Here is a 21,244-nt window from a genome sequence, read left to right as displayed (position 1 = left end):
GCAGAAACTACCGCAAGTCCCGTAATAGAGGGGGTAAAGCACTTTTCAGGGGGGGCGGCTGGGGGTTGTTACTACCATCGTCGAATGGTTCTATAGGCCCGCCCCGGCTACAACGGGGTCATACAACAACAACTATGTCACCGAGGTAAGAAAGATGAGTGCGGCTTCTCTGTATCCCGTTCGTCCCGAGGTTGCGGCCAACACGCTGACTGACGAGGCGACCTACAAGGCCATGTACCAGCAGTCGGTCGTCAACCCGGACGGCTTCTGGCGCGAGCAAGCCAAGCGTCTCGACTGGATCAAGCCTTTCACCACGGTGAAGCAGACCTCTTTCGACGATCACCATGTCGATATCAAATGGTTTGCCGACGGCACCCTCAACGTTTCCTACAACTGCCTGGATCGCCATCTGGCCGAGCGCGGCGATCAGATCGCGATCATCTGGGAAGGCGACGATCCTTCCGAAAGCCGCAACATCACCTACCGCGAACTGCACGAACAAGTCTGCAAGTTCGCCAACGCCCTGCGTGGCCAGGACGTGCACCGCGGCGACGTGGTGACTATCTATATGCCGATGATTCCCGAAGCCGTGGTCGCCATGCTGGCCTGTACCCGGATCGGCGCGATTCATTCGGTGGTGTTCGGCGGCTTTTCGCCGGAAGCGCTGGCCGGGCGGATCATCGACTGCAAATCCAAAGTGGTGATCACCGCCGACGAAGGCATTCGCGCGGGCAAGAAGATTCCGCTCAAGGCCAATGTCGACGATGCGCTGACCAACCCGGAAACCAGCAGCATCCAGAAGGTCATCGTGTGCAAGCGCACCAATGGCCAGATCAAGTGGAACCAGCATCGCGACATCTGGTACGAAGACTTGATGAAAGTGGCCGGTACCGTCTGTGCGCCTAAAGAAATGGGTGCCGAGGAAGCGCTGTTCATCCTTTATACCTCCGGCTCCACCGGTAAGCCCAAAGGCGTGCAGCACACCACTGGCGGCTACCTGCTGTACGCGGCCCTGACCCACGAGCGCGTATTCGATTACCGTCCGGGGGAAATCTACTGGTGCACCGCCGACGTCGGCTGGGTCACTGGCCACACCTATATCGTCTATGGCCCGCTGGCCAATGGCGCGACCACCGTGCTGTTCGAGGGCGTACCGAACTACCCGGACGTGACCCGCGTGGCGAAGATCGTCGACAAGCACAAGGTCAATATCCTCTACACCGCGCCGACCGCGATCCGCGCCATGATGGCCTCGGGTAACGCCGCCTGCGCAGGCGCCGATGGCAGCAGCCTGCGCCTGCTGGGTTCGGTGGGTGAGCCGATCAACCCGGAAGCCTGGGACTGGTACTACAAGAATGTCGGTCAATCCCGTTGCCCGATCGTCGATACCTGGTGGCAGACCGAGACCGGCGCCACCCTGATGAGCCCGCTGCCGGGCGCCCATGCCCTCAAGCCGGGTTCGGCGGCGCGTCCGTTCTTTGGCGTGGTGCCGGCGCTGGTGGACAACCTGGGCAACATTATCGAGGGCGCCGCCGAAGGCAACCTGGTGATCCTCGATTCGTGGCCAGGCCAGGCGCGCACCCTGTATGGCGACCACGATCGTTTCGTCGATACCTACTTCAAGACCTTCCGTGGCATGTACTTCACCGGTGACGGTGCCCGTCGCGATGAAGACGGCTACTGGTGGATCACCGGGCGGGTGGACGATGTGCTCAACGTCTCCGGCCACCGCATGGGGACCGCGGAGATCGAAAGCGCGATGGTCGCTCACCCGAAAGTCGCTGAAGCGGCGGTGGTCGGTGTGCCCCATGACATCAAGGGGCAGGGCATCTATGTCTACGTCACCCTCAACGGTGGCGAAGAACCGAGCGAAGCATTGCGCCTGGAGCTGAAGAACTGGGTGCGCAAGGAAATCGGTCCGATCGCCTCGCCGGATGTCATCCAGTGGGCGCCTGGCCTGCCGAAGACCCGTTCCGGGAAGATCATGCGCCGTATCCTGCGCAAGATCGCCACGGCGGAGTACGACAGCCTGGGGGATATCTCCACCCTGGCGGACCCGGGCGTGGTGCAGCATCTGGTCGATACCCACAAGACCATGAACGTCGCCTAAGGCGAATCGGTCTCAGTGAAAGCCCCGTCCGGCCTTGTGCCGGGCGGGGTTTTTTTATGGGTGTTAGTGCCGCCCCCTGTAGCCGCTGCCGCAGGCTGCGATCGGCTCCGCAGGAGACGCGCTCTTGAAGGCCCTGAAAGGCCCTTCGGGCCTTATCGCAGCCTGCGGCAGCGGCTACAGGCAGCGGCTACAGGCAGCGGCTTTTCGATCGAATAAATATCGGTATGTCCATCAGGCGTATCTGAATGTTACCGGAGGAGGGGAATGTGTAACCCGCTGCCCGGATTCGGGGCAATGAGAAACGCCAAGCCCTGTTTCAGGGCCTTTGCGGGGGTGGTAAAAAATAAGTCATAACGCTGCGCTTGCCGGAATAGAAGGCTTTGCGAATAATAGGCCCGCAATTTGCAGCACAGATTGGTTTACCGTCTTTTGCTCTTGCATAAATCTGAAGAGCTGTCAATGTGCTCGACCTGGTTTCTCAGTGCTTCTGTAATTTGTTGTCGCATTGAGGAAATATCGGCTTCGGGCCTGTCGTTAGAATGCCGATCACTCGCTCGTCGTTGCCTGTCCGGGAACCCGCATGAGGTTCGTGGCCAGGTCCTCAAGGACGCAGCACCGCTATCAGGTTCCACCCATTCGCATATTGGGCTGTCGCTCACTCTGCCGTTTTCGCCCTTTACCGATGGAGTCCTAAGATGAAGAAACTCGTGCTTCTTGGCGCCCTGGCACTGTCCTCCGTACTTTCCCTGCCGACGTTCGCCGATGAAAAGCCTCTGAAAATTGGTATCGAAGCGGCTTACCCTCCATTCGCCTCCAAGGCTCCGGACGGCAGCATCGTCGGTTTCGACTACGACATCGGCAACGCCCTGTGCGAAGAAATGAAGGTCAAGTGCGTGTGGGTCGAGCAGGAGTTCGACGGCCTGATCCCCGCGCTCAAGGTACGCAAGATCGATGCGATCCTGTCATCCATGTCGATCACCGACGACCGCAAGAAGTCCGTGGACTTCACCGGCAAGTACTACAACACCCCTGCGCGCCTGGTCATGAAGGCCGGTACCCAGGTCAGCGACGGCCTGACCGAACTCAAGGGCAAGAACATCGGCGTGCAGCGTGGTTCGATCCACGAGCGTTTCGCCCGTGAAGTGCTGGCTCCGCTGGGTGCCGAGATCAAGCCATATGGCTCGCAGAACGAGATCTACCTGGACGTGGCGGCCGGTCGCCTCGACGGCACCGTGGCAGACGCTACCCTGTTGAATGACGGCTTCCTGAAAACCGACGCCGGCAAAGGCTTCGCGTTCGTCGGCCCGGCGTTCACCGACAGCAAATACTTCGGCGACGGCGTGGGTATCGCCGTACGCAAAGGCGATGCGCTGAAAGACAAGATCACCGGTGCGATCGCTGCCATTCGCGAGAACGGCAAGTACAAGCAAATCCAGGACAAGTACTTCGACTTCGACATTTACGGCCAGTAAATCGTCGAATCAGCAAGTCCGAGATGGCGCAAGCAGCAGAATCTCTGAAGTTTGCGCCATTTTTTCATCCGAATTTTCGAGGACCTGAATCATGTTGAAAGGCTACGGGGCTGTCATCCTCGATGGCGCTTGGCTGACGCTTCAGCTTGCCTTGTCGTCCATGGCCCTGGCCATCGTTCTGGGTCTGATCGGGGTCGCGCTGCGTCTCTCGCCGGTGCGCTGGCTGGCGTGGCTGGGCGACCTGTATTCCACGGTGATCCGCGGGATTCCCGACCTGGTGCTGATCCTGCTGATCTTCTACGGCGGCCAGGACCTGCTCAACCGTGTCGCGCCCATGCTGGGTTACGACGACTACATCGACCTGAACCCGCTGGCTGCCGGTATCGGCACCCTGGGCTTCATCTTCGGTGCCTACCTGTCGGAAACCTTCCGCGGTGCCTTCATGGCGATTCCCAAGGGGCAGGCGGAAGCGGGCATGGCCTATGGCATGAACAGCTTCCAGGTGTTCTTCCGGGTGCTGGTGCCGCAGATGATCCGTCTGGCGATTCCGGGCTTTACCAACAACTGGCTGGTACTGACCAAGGCCACCGCGCTGATTTCGGTGGTGGGCCTGCAAGACATGATGTTCAAGGCCAAGCAGGCGGCTGACGCCACCCGTGAGCCTTTCACCTTCTTCCTCGCGGTGGCGGCGATGTACCTGGTGATCACCAGTGTCTCGTTGCTGGCATTGCGTCACCTTGAGAAGCGCTACTCGGTAGGCGTAAGGGCGGCTGATCTATGATCTTCGACTACAACGTCATCTATGAGGCCTTGCCGCTGTATTTCAGCGGCTTGCTGACCACCCTGAAACTCTTGGCCCTGTCGCTGTTCTTCGGCCTGCTGGCGGCGCTGCCCCTGGGGTTGATGCGGGTGTCCAAGCAGCCGATCGTCAACCTCAGCGCCTGGCTCTACACCTATGTGATCCGCGGCACGCCGATGCTGGTACAACTGTTCCTGATCTACTACGGCCTGGCGCAGTTCGATGTGGTGCGTCAGAGCTTCCTCTGGCCTTGGCTGTCCAGTGCGACCTTCTGTGCGTGCCTGGCGTTCGCCATCAACACCAGCGCCTACACCGCCGAAATCATCGCCGGCAGCCTCAAGGCCACGCCGAACGGCGAGATCGAAGCGGCCAAGGCCATGGGCATGTCGCGCTACAAAATGTATGCCCGCATCCTGCTGCCGTCGGCCTTGCGCCGGGCGCTGCCGCAGTACAGCAATGAAGTGATCATGATGCTGCAGACCACCAGCCTGGCCTCCATCGTGACCCTGATCGACATCACCGGTGCGGCCCGTACGGTCAACGCGCAGTACTACCTGCCGTTCGAGGCCTACATCACCGCCGGCGTGTTCTACCTGTGCCTGACCTTTATCCTGGTGCGCCTGTTCAAGCTGGCCGAAGGCCGCTGGCTGCGTTACCTGGCGCCGCGGAAGCACTGATATGGAGCGCATTGACCACGCATTGCCATGGAGCCACCTGGGCAGCGAGCGGCAGATCTCGGTGTTCCGTTTCGGCCACGGCGAGCGCAAGGCCTATATCCAGGCCAGCCTGCATGCGGACGAACTGCCCGGGATGCGCACCGCCTGGGAGCTGAAAAAGCGCCTGGCCGAACTGGAAGCCCAGGGCGCGCTGAACGGCGTGATCGAACTGGTGCCGGTGGCCAACCCGATGGGCCTGGGGCAGCTGTTGCAGGGCAATCACCAGGGGCGGTTCGAGGCCGGTAGTGGCAAGAACTTCAATCGCGATTTCGTCGAGCTGAGTGTGCCAGTCGCGGCTCGCCTGGAAGGGTGCCTGGGGGATGACCCGCACGCCAATATCCAGGTGATTCGCCAGGCCATGAGTGATGTGCTGGCTGAACTGCCGGCGCCATCGAGCCAGCTGCAAGGCATGCAGCGTATTCTCCTGAGTCATGCCTGCACCGCGGACGTGGTGCTGGACCTGCACTGTGATACGGAAGCGGCGCTGCATATGTACGCCTTGCCGCAGCATTGGCCGCAGTGGCGTTCGCTGGCAGCCCATCTGAACGTGCGGGTCGGCTTGCTGGCGGAAGACTCCGGCGGCAGCTCGTTCGACGAGGCCTGTTCGCTGCCCTGGCTGCGCCTGTCGCGCCAGTTCCCGCAGGCGCAGATTCCGCTGGCCTGCCTGGCGACCACCCTCGAGCTGGGCGGTCAGGCCGACACCGGTCGCCCGCAAGCCGAGGCGCACGCCGAAGGCATCCTGGCGTTCCTCGCCGAGCAGGGGCTGATCGCGGGCGAATGGCCGGCGCCGCAGCATGAAGCGTGTGAGGCCATGCCTTTCGAAGGCACCGAATTGTTGTTTGCGCCGCATCCCGGCGTGGTGAGTTTTCTGCGTCCGGCCGGTAGCTGGGTGGAGAAGGGCGAGCCGATTTTTGAAGTGATTGATCCCTTATCCGATCGGGTCAGCACCCTGTGTGCTGGCACCAGCGGCGTGTTGTTCGCCGTTGAGCGGCTGCGTTACGCCCAACCCGGTTTCTGGCTGGCCAAGGTGGCGGGGCGCGAAGCGCTGCGGCACGGGCGCTTGCTCAACGACTGACTGCTTTTGTGAGAACCGACAGCATGTACAAACTTGAAGTCCAAGACCTGCATAAACGCTATGGCAGTCACGAAGTGCTCAAGGGCGTGTCCCTGAAAGCGGCGGCTGGCGATGTGATCAGCATCATCGGCTCCAGTGGCTCCGGCAAATCCACCTTCCTGCGTTGCATCAACCTGCTGGAGCAGCCGCACGCCGGCAAGATCCTGCTGAACAATGAAGAGTTGAAGCTGGTGGCGAACAAGGATGGCGCCCTGAAGGCGGCCGATCCAAAACAGTTGCAGCGCATGCGTTCGCGCCTGTCGATGGTGTTCCAGCATTTCAATCTGTGGTCGCACATGACCGCCATCGAAAACATCATGGAAGCGCCGGTGCATGTGCTCGGCGTACCCAAGGCCGAAGCCCGTGAAAAGGCCGAACACTACCTGGCCAAGGTCGGCGTGGCGCATCGCAAGGATGCCTACCCGGGCCACATGTCCGGCGGTGAGCAGCAGCGCGTGGCGATCGCCCGGGCGCTGGCGATGGAGCCTGAGGTCATGCTGTTCGACGAGCCGACTTCGGCGCTCGACCCCGAGCTGGTGGGCGACGTGCTGAAAGTGATGCAGGCCCTGGCCCAGGAAGGCCGGACCATGGTGGTGGTGACCCACGAAATGGGCTTTGCCCGTGAAGTCTCGAACCAGCTGATATTCCTGCACAAGGGCCTGGTGGAAGAGAGCGGCAACCCGCGCGAAGTGCTGGTCAATCCGCAATCGGAACGTTTGCAACAATTCCTCTCGGGCAGCCTGAAGTAAATCGCTCCCGTAATGCACCAAATTAGGTCATGCTGCGCGCCGCGCGCCAGATGGTCTAATTTGGTTGCAGCCGCCTTTGGCCTCTAACACTGTTTTCGTTTCGGATTGCCCGCCATGACTGCCCATCGAATTGGTTTCCTGATTTGGCCCAGCACTAAAGCCTTGACGCTGGCGCTGGCCGAGGAGGCCTTGCGTGTCGCTCAGCGCGTGCATCCGGAAGTGGTCTACGAACTGGCCTTCCTGCAGGCCGAGGCTCCGGCCGACGGCGCCTGGCAACTGCCCGGTGAGCCCTGGTCGGGCAAGCTCGAAGGCTGCCAGAAACTGTTCCTGCTGGCCGATGAGCCGCCTGCCACCCTGGCGCCGGCCCTGAGCAGCGCGCTCAAGCAACTGGTGCGTGCCGGCTGTGTGATCGGCGGCTTGTCCGCCGGCGTGTACCCCCTGGCGCAGTTGGGGTTCCTCGACGGTTATCGGGCGGCGGTGCACTGGCGCTGGCAGGACGATTTCGCCGAGCGTTTCCCCAAGGTCATCGCCACCAGCCATCTGTTCGATTGGGATCGCGATCGCCTGACGGCCTGCGGCGGGATGTCGGTGCTGGATCTGTTGCTGGCGGTGCTGGCCCGTGACCACGGCGCGGAACTGGCCGGCGCGGTCTCGGAAGAACTGGTGGTCGAGCGGATCCGCGAAGGCGGCGAGCGCCAACGCATTCCGTTGCAGAACCGCCTGGGCTCCAGTCACCCGAAGCTGACCCAGGCGGTGCTGCTGATGGAGGCCAATATCGAGGAGCCGCTGACCACCGACGAAATCGCCCAGCATGTGTGCGTCTCGCGTCGGCAGTTGGAGCGGATTTTCAAGCAATACCTCAATCGTGTGCCGAGCCAGTACTACCTGGAATTGCGCCTGAACAAGGCGCGGCAGATGCTGATGCAGACCAGCAAATCGATCATCCAGATCGGCCTGTCCTGCGGTTTCTCCTCGGGGCCGCATTTCTCCAGCGCCTACCGCAACTTCTTCGGCGCCACGCCGCGGGAGGACCGCAACCAGCGGCGCAGCAGCAGCCCGTTCGAACTGTCTTCGGTGCCTTCCGAGCGCGGTTAATCCACCTCTTCGTTTTACCTGTCAAATTGCTATCGCGAGCAAGCTTCGCTCCTACACGGAATGCATTCTTCTGTAGGAGCGAAGCTTGCTCGCGATGGCGCCGTAATGTGTGGCGCAAATCGTTGGACAATCCTGCCGTTAAAGCCTCCAGCAGTTTAAACTGCGCCTTTGCGACGCTATTTGTCGCATTGCCGTAAACCCGCGTAAAACCGGGGTTGGCGCTATAAGAAGTTGTCGCTTGGCGACAAGGCCGGGCAGAAAACTGTCCTTACAATCCCCCCCATCGCTCGCCAGTTTCAGGCAGGCGTTCCTCTTCAGGAGACTCCGATGTCCGTTGAGCAAGCTCCGGTGCAACGCGCCGATTTCGATCAGGTCATGGTTCCCAACTATGCACCTGCGGCTTTCATTCCTGTGCGTGGCGCGGGTTCCCGAGTCTGGGATCAGTCGGGCCGAGAGCTGATCGACTTTGCCGGCGGGATCGCGGTCAACGTACTGGGCCACGCCCATCCGGCGCTGGTCGCGGCGCTGACCGAGCAGGCCAACAAGCTGTGGCATGTATCCAACGTCTTCACCAACGAGCCGGCCCTGCGCCTGGCCCACAAGCTGGTCGATGCCACCTTTGCCGAGCGCGCGTTCTTTTGCAACTCCGGGGCCGAGGCCAACGAGGCCGCCTTCAAGCTGGCCCGTCGTGTTGCTTTCGATCGTTTCGGCGCGGAAAAATACGAAATCATCGCGGCCCTCAACAGCTTCCACGGTCGCACCCTGTTCACCGTGAACGTCGGCGGCCAGTCGAAATACTCCGATGGCTTCGGTCCTAAAATCACCGGTATCACCCACGTTCCTTACAACGATCTGGCGGCATTGAAAGCGGCGATTTCGGACAAGACCTGCGCGGTGGTACTGGAGCCGATCCAGGGCGAAGGCGGTGTGTTGCCGGCCGAGCAGGCTTACCTGCAAGGCGCCCGCGAGCTGTGCGACGCGCACAACGCGCTGCTGGTGTTCGACGAAGTGCAGACCGGCATGGGCCGCAGCGGCGAGCTGTTCGCCTATATGCACTACGGCGTGACCCCGGACATCCTGACCAGCGCCAAGAGCCTGGGCGGCGGTTTCCCGATTGCTGCGATGCTGACCACCGAGGCGCTGGCCAAGCACCTGGTGGTCGGTACCCACGGCACCACCTACGGCGGCAACCCGCTGGCATGCGCGGTGGCCGGCGCTGTGATCGACGTGATCAACACGCCCGAAGTGCTGAACGGTGTGAAGGCCAAGCACGATCGCTTCAAGACCCGCCTGCTGCAGATCGGCGAGAAGTACGGCCTGTTCACCGAAGTGCGTGGCCTGGGCCTGCTGCTCGGTTGCGTGCTCAGCGATGCCTGGAAAGGCAAGGCCAAGGACGTGTTCAACGCCGCTGAAAAAGAAAACCTGATGATCCTCCAGGCCGGCCCGGACGTGGTGCGTTTCGCCCCGAGCCTGGTGGTCGAAGAGGCGGACATCGAAGAAGGCCTGCAGCGCTTCGAGCGCGCGGTCGCCAAGCTGACCCAGGCCTGATTCGGGCCGCGGTACTCCTCGGCGCTTGCTTTCAGGGCAAGCGTCGAGCCCTATTTTCGGTGCCGGGCTGTCCCGGCATTTTTTTCCCTGAGTCGGCCTCCTGGCCGGCCTGTTTCGAGTAAGGAGTGACACCATGCTGGTGATGCGCCCCGCGCAAATGGCTGATCTGGGCGAGGTACAGCGTCTGGCTGCGGACAGCCCGATTGGTGTCACTTCCTTGCCGGATGACGTGGAACGCCTGAGCGACAAGATCGCCGCAAGCGAGGCTTCGTTCGCCGCCGAGGTGAGCTTCAATGGCGAGGAGAGCTACTTCTTCGTCCTTGAGGACACCGAAACCGGCAAGCTGGTCGGTTGCTCGGCCATCGTCGCCTCGGCCGGTTACTCCGAGCCGTTCTACAGCTTCCGTAACGAGACCTTCGTGCACGCCTCCCGCGAGCTGAAGATCCACAACAAGATCCACGTGCTTTCCCAGTGCCACGACCTGACCGGCAACAGCCTGCTGACCAGCTTCTATGTGGTCCCGGAGCTGGTGGGTTCGCCGTGGTCGGAACTCAATTCCCGCGGTCGCCTGCTGTTCGTCGCCAGCCACCCGGAGCGTTTCGCCGATTCGGTGGTGACCGAGATCGTCGGCTACAGCGACGAGAACGGCGACTCGCCGTTCTGGGACGCCATCGGCCGCAACTTCTTCGACCTCAACTACGCCGCCGCCGAGCGTCTGTGCGGGCTGAAAAGCCGCACCTTCCTCGCCGAGCTGATGCCGCACTACCCGATCTATGTGCCGCTGCTGCCGGATGCCGCGCAGGAAGCCATGGGCCAGGTGCACCCGCGGGCGCAGATCACCTTCGACATCCTGATGCGCGAAGGCTTCGAGACCGACCATTACATCGACATCTTCGACGGTGGCCCGACCCTGCACGCCCGGGTCTCGGGGATCCGCTCGATCGCCCAGAGCCGCGTGGTGCCGGTGAAGATCGGCGAGGTCGCCAAGGGCGGCGGACGCCAGTACCTGGTCGCCAATGCGCAGTTGCAGGATTACCGCGCGGTGATGCTGGAGCTGGATTACGCGCCGGGCAAGCCGGTGACCCTGGATCTGCAAGCGGCCGAAGCCCTGGGCGTCGGCGAAGGTGCCAGCGTGCGCCTGGTGGCGGTTTAACGGCTGCGGCAAATGCCGGAAGAATCCTGGAAAGCAGCGAGTTTCGCGGGGGCCGTCAGCGGCGCCCGTCTGAGGAGATAGCATGATCGTTCGTCCCGTACGCAGCAGCGACTTACCCGCTCTGATCGACCTGGCCCGCAGCACCGGTACTGGCCTTACCACCTTGCCGGCCAACGAAGAACGCCTGAAACACCGCGTGGGCTGGGCGGAAAAGACCTTCCGTGGCGAAGCCGAGCGGGGCGATGCGGATTATCTGTTCGTGCTCGAGGACGACAACGGCCGCGTGGTGGGGATTTCCGCGATCGCCGGCGCCGTTGGCCTGCGCGAGCCCTGGTACAACTTCCGGGTCGGCCTGACCGTCAGCGCCTCCCAGGAGCTGAACATCTACCGCGAGATTCCGACGCTGTTCCTGGCCAACGACCTGACCGGCAATTCCGAGCTGTGCTCGCTGTTCCTGCATGCCGATTACCGCACCGGCCTCAACGGCCGCATGCTGGCCAAGGCACGCATGCTGTTCATCGCCGAATTCCCGCAGCTGTTCGGCAACAAGATCATCGCCGAGATGCGCGGCATGTCCGATGAAGCCGGGCGCTCGCCATTCTGGGAAAGCCTGGGCCGGCACTTCTTCAAGATGGAGTTCAGCCAGGCCGACTACCTGACCGGCGTGGGTAACAAGGCGTTCATCGCCGAACTGATGCCGAAGTTCCCGCTGTACACCTGCTTCCTCTCCGAGGGCGCGCGCAACGTGATCGGCAAGGTGCACACCGATACCGAGCCGGCACTGGCCATGCTCAAGAGCGAGGGCTTCAGCTACCAGGGTTACGTCGACATCTTCGACGCCGGCCCGGCGGTGGAGTGCGAAACCGCCAAGATCCGCGCGGTGCGCGACAGCCAGGCGCTGGTGTTGGCCATCGGCACGCCGGGCGACGACGCCACGCCTTTCCTGATTCATAACCGCAAGCGCGAGGATTGCCGGATCACCGCCGCACCCGCGCGCTTCGCGTCGGGCACCCTGGTGGTTGATGCACTGACCGCCAAACGCCTGCAACTCAATGCGGGCGATCAGGTCCGTGCCGTTGCGCTGTCTGCTTCCCGGGAGTCGAAATAATGAACACGCTGTACATCGCAGGCCAATGGCTGCCAGGCCAGGGCGAAGCCTTTGAATCCTTGAATCCGGTGACCCAGCAGGTGCTGTGGTCGGGCAACGGCGCCACCGTCGCCCAGGTTGAAAGTGCGGTGCAGGCCGCGCGCCAGGCATTCCCGGCCTGGGCCAAGCGGTCGCTGGACGAGCGGATCGCGGTGCTGGAAGCCTTTGCCGCCAGCCTGAAAAGCCATGCCGACGAACTGGCGCGCTGCATCGGCGAGGAAACCGGCAAGCCGCTGTGGGAAGCCGTCACCGAAGTGACCAGCATGGTCAACAAGATCGCGATTTCGGTGCAGAGCTACCGTGAACGCACCGGTGAGAAGAGCGGCCCGCTGGGCGACGCCACCGCAGTATTGCGCCACAAGCCCCATGGCGTGGTGGCGGTGTTCGGCCCTTACAACTTCCCAGGCCATCTGCCTAACGGGCATATCGTTCCTGCGCTGCTGGCGGGTAACAGCGTGCTGTTCAAGCCCAGCGAGCTGACCCCGAAAGTCGCCGAGCTGACCGTCAAGTGCTGGATCGAAGCCGGCCTGCCGGCGGGCGTTCTGAACCTGCTGCAAGGTGCGCGGGAAACCGGCATCGCCCTGGCTGGCAACCCGGGGATCGACGGTCTGTTCTTCACCGGTTCCAGTCGTACCGGTAATCACCTGCATCAGCAGTTTGCCGGCCGCCCGGACAAGATCCTCGCGCTGGAGATGGGCGGTAACAATCCGCTGGTGGTGGACCAGGTCGCGGACCTGGACGCGGCGGTCTACACCATTATCCAGTCGGCCTTCATTTCCGCCGGCCAGCGTTGCACCTGCGCGCGCCGCCTGCTGGTGCCGCAAGGCGCCTGGGGCGATCAGTTGCTGGAGCGCCTGGTGGCGGTCAGCTCGACCATCGAGGTCGGTACGTTCGACCAGCAGCCGGCACCGTTCATGGGCTCGGTGATTTCCCTTGGCGCTGCCCGCGCACTGATGCAGGCCCAGGAAAACCTGTTGGCCAATGGCGCCGTGGCGCTGCTGGAAATGACCCAGCCGCAGGCCCAGGCCGCGCTGTTGACCCCGGGCATTCTCGACGTGACCGCGGTGGCCGAGCGCCCGGACGAAGAACTGTTCGGCCCCTTGCTGCAAGTGATTCGCTACGCCGATTTCGCAGCGGCGATCGCCGAGGCCAACGACACCCAATACGGTCTGGCAGCGGGTCTGCTGTCGGATTCCGAGGCGCGTTACCAGCAGTTCTGGCTGGAAAGCCGGGCCGGTATCGTCAACTGGAACAAGCAGCTGACCGGTGCCGCGAGCAGCGCGCCGTTCGGCGGTGTGGGTGCCTCGGGCAACCATCGCGCCAGTGCCTATTACGCGGCGGATTACTGCGCGTACCCGGTGGCGTCGCTGGAAGCCTCGAGCCTGACCTTGCCGAGCGCGCTGACGCCGGGTGTACGCCTGGGGTGATGGGTTGCACCGTAGATTGCCGGAAGGTCTTGTGGACCTTATCGCAGCCTGCGAAGCGGCTACAGAGAGCGGTGGGGCGTCGGTGGTTGTGGTAACCCTGTAGCCGCTGCCGCAGGCTGCGATCGTCCCGCGAAGCGGGCGCCGACGGCCTCAAGACATGTACTGATACCGATGCCTATAACAACAGATTCTCGTGGAGCCTCGCTGATGAAATCCTATGAAGTCAATTTCGACGGTCTAGTGGGGCCTACCCATAACTACGGCGGCCTGTCCTACGGCAACGTCGCGTCCCAGAGCAACAGCCAGCAGTCTTCCAATCCCAAGGAGGCCGCGCTGCAGGGCCTGGCGAAAATGAAAGCGCTGATGGAAATGGGTTTCCAGCAAGGCGTGCTGGCACCCCAGGAACGCCCGGACGTGGCCGCCCTGCGTCGGCTGGGTTTTGCCGGCAGCGATGCGCAGGTCATCGAGCGCGCCGCCAAGGATGCGATGCCGCTGCTGGTCGCCAGTTGCTCGGCGTCGAGCATGTGGGTGGCCAACGCCGCCACGGTCAGCCCGAGCGCCGACACCGCTGACGGTCGCGTGCATTTCACCGCCGCCAACCTGAACTGCAAATATCACCGCAGCATCGAGCACCCGACCACCAGTCGCGTGCTGGGGGCGATGTTCGCCGACCAGAAACACTTCGCCCATCACGCGGCGTTGCCGGCGGTGGCGCAGTTCGGCGATGAGGGTGCGGCCAACCACACCCGTTTCTGCCGTGACTACGGCCAAGCCGGTGTCGAGTTCTTCGTCTTCGGTCGCAGCGCCTTCGATACCCGCTACCCGGCACCGCAGAAGTACCCGGCGCGCCAGACCCTGGAAGCCTCGCAGGCCGTCGCCCGCCTGCACGGCCTGAGCGACGACGGTGTGGTGTATGCCCAGCAGAACCCGTCGGTGATCGACCAGGGTGTGTTCCACAACGATGTGATCGCGGTGGGTAACGGCGAAGTGCTGTTCTATCACGAGGACGCGTTCCTCGAGACCGACAAGATGCTCGCCGAGCTGCAGGCCAAGCTGGGCAAGCGCGGCGGCAACTTCCAGTCGATCTGTGTGCCGCGCTCGCAGGTCACGGTGGAAGACGCGGTGCGTTCCTATCTGTTCAACAGTCAACTGCTGTCCCGCGCCGATGGCTCGATGCTGCTGATCGTGCCGGAAGAGTGCCGCGGCAACGAGCGTGTCTGGCAGTACCTGCAAAGCCTGACCAGCTCCGGCGGCCTGATCCGCAAAGTGAAAGTCTTCGACCTCAAGCAGAGCATGCAGAACGGCGGTGGCCCGGCGTGCCTGCGGCTACGGGTCGCGCTCAATCAAACCGAGCTGGCGGCGGTCAACCCAGGGGTTATCATGACCGCGCCGTTGTACGGCACGCTGACCCAGTGGGTCGACAAGCACTACCGCGACCGCCTGAGCGAAAACGATCTGGCGGACCCGCAATTGCTGCTTGAGTGCCGGACGGCACTGGATGAACTGACGCAAATCCTTAAACTGGGCGCGGTTTATCCATTCCAGATCAATTAAAAGCCCGCGCCTGCTTCTGCTGATCCAGGCGCGCCGCTTTACCTCCAGATGAGAGCGTAATAAATGAGCGATACCCTGCAGCTGATCCTTGAAGACACCGACGGCACTCAACTGGAAACTTCCTGCACCCGCGTTGCCGTGATGTGGCAAGGCAAGGAACTGTGGATCCAGCAGGACGGCCGCGGCCAGCTGCTGATCGGCGTGGACGTCGAGGAAGGCGACGAAGAATACGCCAACCTGCTGCTGCGCCCATTGGCGACTAATCTGGTAAGTCTGCAACTGGAAATGGAACCGGCCGACGCTGGTGACGACGATCACGTGCACGGCCCTGACTGCCAGCACGACCATTAAGGAATAACGTTCTATGCTCGCCCTCGGCAAACTGCTTGAACTGACCCTCGCCGGTCGTGAACCGGCGGAGAAGACTCAACTGACTGTCGACGGCGTGCGGATGCGCTGGCTAAGCGAAGGTGCGCTGGAAGTCCGGCCACCCCAGGCGCGGGACAATGGCATGGATGTGCTGTTGTCGGCCGGCATCCACGGCAATGAGACGGCACCGATCGAGTTGCTCGACCGTCTGTTGCACGACATCGCCCGCGGCGACCTCAAGCCGTGCGCACGCATTCTGTTCCTGTTCGGCAACCCCGAGGCCATGCGCCGCGGCGAGCGTTTCATCGAGCAGGACATCAACCGGCTGTTCAATGGCCGGCATGAACAAAGCAGCGGCAATGAAGCCTTGCGCGCCTGCGAGCTGGAGCGCCTGGCGGCGAGTTTCTTCAGCCTGCCGGAGCGTACCCGCCTGCACTACGACCTGCACACGGCGATCCGCGGTTCGAAGATCGAACAGTTCGCCCTGTATCCGTGGAAAGAAGGTCGCCAGCACTCGCGCCGGGAACTGGCGCGCCTGCGGGCCGCGGGCATGCAGGCGGTGCTGCTGCAGAACAAACCGTCCATCGTGTTCAGCTCCTATACCTACGACAAGCTGGACGCCGAGTCTTTCACCCTGGAGCTGGGCAAGGCCCGGCCGTTCGGGCAGAACCAGGGGGTGAATGTCGAGCGTCTGGAAACCCGCCTCAAGCAGATCATCGAAGGCCGCGAACCGCCTATGGCGGAGGAGAAGCTGGATGGCTTGCAGCTGTTCAGCGTCGCTCGGGAAATCATCAAGCACAGCGATACCTTCCACCTGCATCTGCCGGCGGACATCGAGAACTTCTCCGAACTGGAAGTGGGTTACCTGCTGGCCGACGATATCGCCCAGACCCGCTGGATAGTCGAGGAGGAGGGCGCGCGGATCATTTTCCCAAACCCCAAGGTGAAGAACGGCCTGCGTGCCGGGATCCTGATCGTGCCGACCACGGCTGACGGCCTGGCCTGATACGGCAATCTGTAGCCGCTGCCGAAGGCTGCGATCGACCGCGTAGCGGGCGCCGCTTTTGAGGTTGATTAGAAGGCCCTGCGGGCCTTATCGCAGCCTGCGGCAGTGGCCACAAAAAGCATCGCGAGCCAGCTCGATCCCTGTAGGAACGAACTGGCTCGCGATTTTGCTTTCAGCGTCTGACGCTTACACCGCTACCCGCTGCTCAGGACGACGCAGGGCGCGAGTCTTGTGCAGGGTGTCGGCGCAGGTCTTCGCCGCTTCCTGGCCCTTGTGCACGAAATGCTCGAAGAAGAACTTCTGATGTTCTTCGCCGGCGTGGAAGTGGTGCGGGGTCAAGACCACCGAGAACACCGGCACTTCGGTTTCCAGCTGGACCTGCATCAGGCCACTGATCACCGACTGGGCGACGAATTCGTGGCGGTAGATACCGCCGTCCACCACCAGGCCCGCGGCGACGATGCCGGCATAACGACCGGACTTGGCCAGCAGCTTGGCGTGCAGTGGAATTTCAAAGGCGCCGCCGACTTCGAAGAAGTCGATATCACTTTCCTGATAACCCTGGGCGAGCATTTCGCTGACGAACCCTTTGCGGCTCTGGTCGACGATTTCCTTGTGCCAGCAGGCCTGGATAAACGCCACACGTTCGCCGTGATGCTGTTTGCTTTTGCTATCGATTGCGGTGGGTTGCATCTGTTCTGACTCCTGTTTGTGTGAAAAACAGGGCGTTATGAATCGAAAGGGATTTAAGGGTACGTACCGGCCAGGCGCACAAGCAGTCGCGTGCAGGTCTGTAGACGGCCCTTTGGTGCCAATCCCGTTCTCTCTTCATCCGGACTATGACCGTCGGCCCCGGGATCACACCGGGTCTGCTGACCTTGCCGTCATTCGCCGCCGAAGCGGTGCCTGTCGCCAAGCGCTCGCGGGCTATGCGCATTGCGCGCAATTACCGCCGGTGGGGAATTGCACCCCGCCCTGAGAACGTTGCCACCGGGCTTTGCGGCGGCGGTGAGTTTGTAACACATATTTTTCGGCGGTGCATTGCGGCGTTTGGATGATAAACATCGGTTTTTCATGTCCATCGCTGGGCTTTTCCCGGGTGGGCCTTGATAAATCGCGGTTGTGCCCGTAGTAATTCAGTTCGAAAGAATTTCCTTATCCGCAGCGACGTTCGCGTCCCCTTGCCGAGGCCTGATTCATGAGCGTTATCGATCTTCGTAGTGACACCGTTACCCAACCCACGGCAGGCATGCTGGAAGCTATGGCCACGGCGGCCACGGGCGATGATGTCTACGGCGAAGATCCAACGGTCAACCGCCTGGAAGCTGAACTGGCGCAGCGCCTGGGGTTCGCCGAAGCGCTGTTCGTGCCGACCGGCACCATGAGCAACCTGCTGGGCTTGATGGCCCATTGTGAGCGTGGCGACGAATACATCGTCGGCCAGCAGGCGCATACCTATAAGTACGAAGGCGGCGGCGCGGCGGTGCTGGGTTCGATCCAGCCACAGCCATTGGAAGTCCAGGCCGACGGCTCGCTGGACCTGGCCCAGGTGGCCGCGGCGATCAAGCCGGATGATTTCCACTTTGCCCGTACCCGCCTGCTGGCGCTGGAAAACACCATGCAGGGCAAGGTGCTGCCATTGAGCTATCTGGCGCAGGCCCGGGCCTTCACCCGTGAGCATGGCCTGGCCCTGCACCTGGACGGCGCGCGACTGTACAACGCGGCGGTCAAGCTGGGTGTCGATGCGCGGCAGATCACCCAGCACTTCGATTCGGTTTCGGTGTGCCTGTCCAAGGGCCTGGGCGCGCCGGTGGGCTCAGTGCTGTGCGGTTCGGCGCAGCTGATCGGCAAGGCCAGGCGCCTGCGCAAGATGGTCGGCGGTGGCATGCGCCAGGCCGGAATCCTGGCCGCGGCGGGCCTGTATGCGCTCGATCATCACGTAGCGCGCCTGGCCGATGACCACGCCAATGCCCAGTTGCTGGCGGAGGGGCTGCGTGAGGCGGGCTATGGGGTCGAGCCGGTGCAGACCAACATGGTCTATGTCGCGATGGGCGACAGGGCAGAAGCGCTCAAGGCCTTCGCCGGCGAACGCGGGATCAGGCTGAGCGCCGCGTCGCGGCTGCGGATGGTCACCCATATGGACGTCAGTCGTGCACAAATCGAGCAGGTCGTCGGGACTTTTATCGATTTTTCCCGCAACTGACAGTGTTAGCCGTCCAATTGACCGTCTCTATCGTATAAACACGCTGTACCCCAAGCTCAGGGCCGATATAATGCGGCCCTTTGCCGTCGTTTCGTCTGATGACGTTTCGCACAGGCCTTTGGCCGCAGTCTCCGTGGAAGAACCTAATGAAAAGCGCAGAAATCCGTGAAGCCTTCCTTCGCTTCTTCGAAGAGCAAGGCCACACCCGTGTAGCCTCCAGCTCTTTGATTCCGGGCAACGACCCAACCCTGCTGTTCACCAACGCGGGGATGAACCAGTTCAAGGACTGCTTCCTGGGCCAGGAAAAGCGCGCCTATACCCGCGCCGTAAGCAGCCAGAAATGCGTACGCGCCGGCGGCAAGCACAACGACCTGGAAAACGTTGGTTACACCGCCCGTCACCACACGTTCTTCGAAATGCTGGGCAACTTCAGTTTCGGCGATTACTTCAAGCGTGACGCCATCACTTTCGCCTGGACGTTCCTGACCTCCGACAAGTGGCTGAACCTGCCGAAAGAAAAGCTCTGGGTCACCGTCTACGCCAGCGATGACGAGGCCTATGACATCTGGACCAAGGAAGTCGGGGTTCCGGCCGAGCGCATGGTCCGTATCGGCGACAACAAGGGTGCGCCATACGCCTCCGACAACTTCTGGACCATGGGCGATACCGGCCCGTGCGGTCCTTGCACCGAGATTTTCTACGATCACGGCGCCGACATCTGGGGCGGCCCACCGGGCTCGCCGGAAGAGGACGGCGACCGTTACATCGAGATCTGGAACAACGTATTCATGCAGTTCAACCGCACCGCCGATGGCGTGTTGCATCCGTTGCCAGCGCCGTCGGTGGATACCGGCATGGGTCTGGAGCGGATCAGTGCGGTCCTGCAGCATGTTCACTCGAACTATGAAATCGATCTGTTCCAGAGCTTGCTGAACGCGGCGGCCAAAGCCATCGGTTGCACCAACGATGCCCAGGCGTCTTTGAAAGTCGTGGCCGACCACATCCGTTCCTGCGGCTTCCTGATCGCCGACGGCGTGCTGCCTTCCAACGAAGGCCGCGGTTATGTCCTGCGTCGCATCATTCGCCGCGCTTGCCGTCACGGCAACAAGCTGGGCGCCAAGGGCAGCTTCTTCTATCAGATCGTGGCCGCGCTGGTCGCCGAGATGGGCGAAGCCTTCCCGGAACTGAAATCCCAGCAGGCACACATCGAGCGCGTGCTGAAAGCCGAAGAAGAGCAGTTCGCCAAGACCCTGGAGCAGGGCCTGAAGATCCTCGAGCAGGACCTGGCCGAACTCAAAGGCACGGTGGTACCGGGCGACGTGGTGTTCAAGCTGTATGACACCTACGGTTTCCCGATGGACCTGACTGGCGACATCGCCCGTGAGCGTGAACTGACCCTCGACGAGGAAGGTTTCGAGCGCGAGATGGAAGCCCAGCGCGTACGTGCCCGCTCCGCCAGCTCCTTCGGCATGGACTACAACAGCCTGGTCAAGGTCGATGTGGCCACCGAGTTCACCGGTTATCACGTCACCAGTGGTTCGGCCAAGGTGGTTGCTCTTTATAAGGAAGGGCAATCGGTCGACGTGCTGAGTGAAGGCGAAGAGGGCGTGGTCGTTCTCGATCAGACGCCTTTCTATGCCGAGTCGGGCGGCCAGATCGGCGACTGCGGTTACCTGCAAGCGGGTAATGCGCGTTTCGACGTGCGCGATACCACCAAGACCGGCGGGGCTTTCCTGCATCACGGCGTCTTGGCCAGCGGCAGCCTGACCGTTGGTGCACCGGTGCAAACCCAGGTGGATGCGGAAGTGCGTCACGCCACTTCGCTGAACCACTCGGCCACCCACTTGCTGCACGCCGCTCTGCGCCAGGTGCTGGGCGAGCATGTACAGCAGAAGGGTTCGCTGGTCGACAGTCAGCGCCTGCGTTTCGACTTCAGCCATTTCGAAGCGATCAAGCCAGAGCAGATCAAGGCCCTGGAAGACATCGTCAACGCCGAGATTCGCAAGAACACCGCGGTGGAAACCGAAGAAACCGATATCGACACCGCCAAGCAGAAGGGCGCCATGGCGCTGTTCGGCGAGAAGTACGGCGACAGCGTGCGTGTCCTGAGCATGGGCGGCGATTTCTCCGTTGAACTGTGTGGCGGTATCCACGCCAACCGCACCGGTGATATCGGCCTTTTGAAAATCATCAGCGAAGGTGGCGTCGCTTCGGGTGTACGCCGTATTGAAGCCGTCACCGGTGCCGCGGCACTGGCGTACCTGAACGCTGCGGAAGAGCAACTCAAGGAAGCGGCGACCCTGGTCAAGGGCAGCCGTGACAACCTGATCGATAAGCTGTCGGCCGTGCTGGAGCGCAACCGCCTGCTGGAGAAACAACTCGAGCAGCTGCAGGCCAAGGCCGCCAGTGCCGCTGGCGACGACCTGTCGGCGCAGGCGCTGGATGTCAAAGGCGCGAAAGTGCTGGCGGCGCGCCTGGACGGCCAGGACGGCAAGGCGCTGCTGGCGTTGGTCGATCAGTTGAAAAACAAACTCGGTCGCGCAGTGATCCTGCTCGGCAGTGTCCATGAGGAAAAGGTCGTACTGGTTGCGGGCGTAACCAAGGACCTGACTGGCCAACTCAAAGCCGGTGATTTGATGAAGCAAGCCGCTGCGGCAGTGGGCGGGAAGGGCGGTGGTCGTCCGGACATGGCGCAGGGCGGTGGTGTCGATGCCGCTGCGCTGGATGCCGCGCTGGCCCTGACCGTTCCGTTTGTCGAGCAGGGGATTTAAGGTTCCAAGCC

The 21,244-nt window shown here is 62.3% G+C and carries 17 protein-coding genes and 1 riboswitch; of the genes, 16 read left to right on the top strand and 1 reads right to left on the bottom strand.

Annotation, left to right across the window (positions count from 1 at the left end; translation table 11 throughout):
• The first annotated feature begins 154 nt into the window (after window positions 1-154).
• The 14 genes from acs (at window position 155) to astE (ending at window position 16,259) form a co-directional block, all read left to right on the top strand.
• Window positions 155-2,110 carry an acetate--CoA ligase gene (gene acs / locus PMI20_RS25730; RefSeq protein WP_007925196.1) on the top strand — a complete coding sequence of 652 codons (1,956 nt, stop codon included), beginning with the start codon at window positions 155-157 and terminating at the stop codon, window positions 2,108-2,110.
• Window positions 2,111-2,805: 695 nt separating this feature from the next.
• Entirely contained in the window at window positions 2,806-3,582 is a 777-nt protein-coding gene (gene aotJ, locus PMI20_RS25725; RefSeq protein WP_007921537.1) for an L-arginine-binding protein AotJ, read from the top strand.
• 91 nt (window positions 3,583-3,673) lie between these two features.
• On the top strand, window positions 3,674-4,363 hold the full coding sequence (locus tag PMI20_RS25720; RefSeq protein ID WP_007921541.1) for an ABC transporter permease: 690 nt from the start codon (window positions 3,674-3,676) through the stop codon (window positions 4,361-4,363).
• Window positions 4,360-5,058 (top strand): ABC transporter permease, encoded by a 699-nt coding sequence (locus PMI20_RS25715; RefSeq protein WP_007921542.1) that lies wholly within the window; start codon window positions 4,360-4,362, stop codon window positions 5,056-5,058. The genes PMI20_RS25720 and PMI20_RS25715 overlap by 4 nt, the downstream gene beginning before the upstream one ends.
• A 1-nt stretch (window position 5,059) precedes the next feature.
• Window positions 5,060-6,172 carry a succinylglutamate desuccinylase/aspartoacylase family protein gene (locus tag PMI20_RS25710; RefSeq protein WP_007921544.1) on the top strand — a complete coding sequence of 371 codons (1,113 nt, stop codon included), beginning with the start codon at window positions 5,060-5,062 and terminating at the stop codon, window positions 6,170-6,172.
• A gap of 23 nt (window positions 6,173-6,195) precedes the next feature.
• Complete coding sequence (locus tag PMI20_RS25705; RefSeq protein ID WP_007921545.1) at window positions 6,196-6,960, top strand: ABC transporter ATP-binding protein; 765 nt, start codon at window positions 6,196-6,198, stop codon at window positions 6,958-6,960.
• A 114-nt stretch (window positions 6,961-7,074) separates the two neighbouring features.
• On the top strand, window positions 7,075-8,055 hold the full coding sequence (argR, locus tag PMI20_RS25700) for a transcriptional regulator ArgR (protein ID WP_007921547.1): 981 nt from the start codon (window positions 7,075-7,077) through the stop codon (window positions 8,053-8,055).
• Between the two features lie 327 nt (window positions 8,056-8,382).
• Window positions 8,383-9,603, top strand: coding sequence for an aspartate aminotransferase family protein (locus PMI20_RS25695; protein ID WP_007921549.1), 1,221 nt, complete (start codon window positions 8,383-8,385; stop codon window positions 9,601-9,603).
• 133 nt (window positions 9,604-9,736) lie between these two features.
• Window positions 9,737-10,756 carry an arginine/ornithine succinyltransferase subunit alpha gene (aruF, locus tag PMI20_RS25690; RefSeq protein ID WP_007921551.1) on the top strand — a complete coding sequence of 340 codons (1,020 nt, stop codon included), beginning with the start codon at window positions 9,737-9,739 and terminating at the stop codon, window positions 10,754-10,756.
• Between the two features lie 82 nt (window positions 10,757-10,838).
• Window positions 10,839-11,864: an arginine N-succinyltransferase gene (gene astA / locus PMI20_RS25685; RefSeq protein ID WP_007921553.1), complete on the top strand. Its 1,026-nt coding sequence runs from the start codon at window positions 10,839-10,841 to the stop codon at window positions 11,862-11,864.
• The gene (gene astD / locus PMI20_RS25680) at window positions 11,861-13,330 is read left to right on the top strand and encodes a succinylglutamate-semialdehyde dehydrogenase (protein ID WP_177323774.1); all 1,470 of its coding nucleotides are present in this window, start codon (window positions 11,861-11,863) and stop codon (window positions 13,328-13,330) included. Before astA ends, astD begins: the two co-directional genes overlap by 4 nt.
• Before the next feature lie 207 nt (window positions 13,331-13,537).
• Window positions 13,538-14,884 (top strand): N-succinylarginine dihydrolase, encoded by a 1,347-nt coding sequence (gene astB, locus PMI20_RS25675; protein WP_007921558.1) that lies wholly within the window; start codon window positions 13,538-13,540, stop codon window positions 14,882-14,884.
• 63 nt (window positions 14,885-14,947) lie between these two features.
• Complete coding sequence (locus tag PMI20_RS25670; RefSeq protein ID WP_007921560.1) at window positions 14,948-15,235, top strand: hypothetical protein; 288 nt, start codon at window positions 14,948-14,950, stop codon at window positions 15,233-15,235.
• Between the two features lie 13 nt (window positions 15,236-15,248).
• Window positions 15,249-16,259: a succinylglutamate desuccinylase gene (gene astE / locus PMI20_RS25665; protein WP_007921561.1), complete on the top strand. Its 1,011-nt coding sequence runs from the start codon at window positions 15,249-15,251 to the stop codon at window positions 16,257-16,259.
• Between the two features lie 186 nt (window positions 16,260-16,445).
• On the opposite strand, the gene PMI20_RS25660 is transcribed toward astE, so the two are convergent.
• Window positions 16,446-16,952 (bottom strand): 6,7-dimethyl-8-ribityllumazine synthase, encoded by a 507-nt coding sequence (locus PMI20_RS25660; protein ID WP_007921563.1) that lies wholly within the window; start codon window positions 16,950-16,952, stop codon window positions 16,446-16,448.
• A gap of 122 nt (window positions 16,953-17,074) precedes the next feature.
• Window positions 17,075-17,246: riboswitch (FMN riboswitch) on the bottom strand.
• Between the two features lie 211 nt (window positions 17,247-17,457).
• Here PMI20_RS25660 and ltaE point away from each other — a divergent pair.
• Both ltaE and alaS read left to right on the top strand, forming a co-directional pair.
• Complete coding sequence (ltaE, locus tag PMI20_RS25655; protein WP_007921565.1) at window positions 17,458-18,462, top strand: low-specificity L-threonine aldolase; 1,005 nt, start codon at window positions 17,458-17,460, stop codon at window positions 18,460-18,462.
• A 146-nt stretch (window positions 18,463-18,608) separates the two neighbouring features.
• Window positions 18,609-21,233 carry an alanine--tRNA ligase gene (alaS, locus tag PMI20_RS25650; RefSeq protein ID WP_007921567.1) on the top strand — a complete coding sequence of 875 codons (2,625 nt, stop codon included), beginning with the start codon at window positions 18,609-18,611 and terminating at the stop codon, window positions 21,231-21,233.
• Window positions 21,234-21,244: the final 11 nt, after the last annotated feature.

Origin of the sequence: Pseudomonas sp. GM17, from assembly GCF_000282175.2 — a bacterium.
Taxonomy (GTDB): domain Bacteria; phylum Pseudomonadota; class Gammaproteobacteria; order Pseudomonadales; family Pseudomonadaceae; genus Aquipseudomonas; species Aquipseudomonas chlororaphis.
The sequence above is the reverse complement of the archived record's forward strand: the minus strand, read 5'-3'. Positions and strand labels throughout refer to the sequence as shown.

Excerpts from the sequence above, each read along its gene's own strand:
- PMI20_RS25715 (WP_007921542.1), top strand. The coding sequence starts at position 4,360 with ATGATCTTCGACTACAACGTCATCTATGAGGCCTTGCCGCTGTATTTC.
- PMI20_RS25670 (WP_007921560.1), top strand. The coding sequence starts at position 14,948 with ATGAGCGATACCCTGCAGCTGATCCTTGAAGACACCGACGGCACTCAA.
- alaS (WP_007921567.1), top strand. The coding sequence starts at position 18,609 with ATGAAAAGCGCAGAAATCCGTGAAGCCTTCCTTCGCTTCTTCGAAGAG.
- aruF (WP_007921551.1), top strand. The coding sequence starts at position 9,737 with ATGCTGGTGATGCGCCCCGCGCAAATGGCTGATCTGGGCGAGGTACAG.
- PMI20_RS25705 (WP_007921545.1), top strand. The coding sequence starts at position 6,196 with ATGTACAAACTTGAAGTCCAAGACCTGCATAAACGCTATGGCAGTCAC.
- argR (WP_007921547.1), top strand. The coding sequence starts at position 7,075 with ATGACTGCCCATCGAATTGGTTTCCTGATTTGGCCCAGCACTAAAGCC.
- ltaE (WP_007921565.1), top strand. The coding sequence starts at position 17,458 with ATGAGCGTTATCGATCTTCGTAGTGACACCGTTACCCAACCCACGGCA.
- astA (WP_007921553.1), top strand. The coding sequence starts at position 10,839 with ATGATCGTTCGTCCCGTACGCAGCAGCGACTTACCCGCTCTGATCGAC.
- aotJ (WP_007921537.1), top strand. The coding sequence starts at position 2,806 with ATGAAGAAACTCGTGCTTCTTGGCGCCCTGGCACTGTCCTCCGTACTT.
- PMI20_RS25695 (WP_007921549.1), top strand. The coding sequence starts at position 8,383 with ATGTCCGTTGAGCAAGCTCCGGTGCAACGCGCCGATTTCGATCAGGTC.
- astB (WP_007921558.1), top strand. The coding sequence starts at position 13,538 with ATGAAATCCTATGAAGTCAATTTCGACGGTCTAGTGGGGCCTACCCAT.
- PMI20_RS25660 (WP_007921563.1), bottom strand. The coding sequence starts at position 16,952 with ATGCAACCCACCGCAATCGATAGCAAAAGCAAACAGCATCACGGCGAA.
- acs (WP_007925196.1), top strand. The coding sequence starts at position 155 with ATGAGTGCGGCTTCTCTGTATCCCGTTCGTCCCGAGGTTGCGGCCAAC.
- astE (WP_007921561.1), top strand. The coding sequence starts at position 15,249 with ATGCTCGCCCTCGGCAAACTGCTTGAACTGACCCTCGCCGGTCGTGAA.
- PMI20_RS25710 (WP_007921544.1), top strand. The coding sequence starts at position 5,060 with ATGGAGCGCATTGACCACGCATTGCCATGGAGCCACCTGGGCAGCGAG.
- PMI20_RS25720 (WP_007921541.1), top strand. The coding sequence starts at position 3,674 with ATGTTGAAAGGCTACGGGGCTGTCATCCTCGATGGCGCTTGGCTGACG.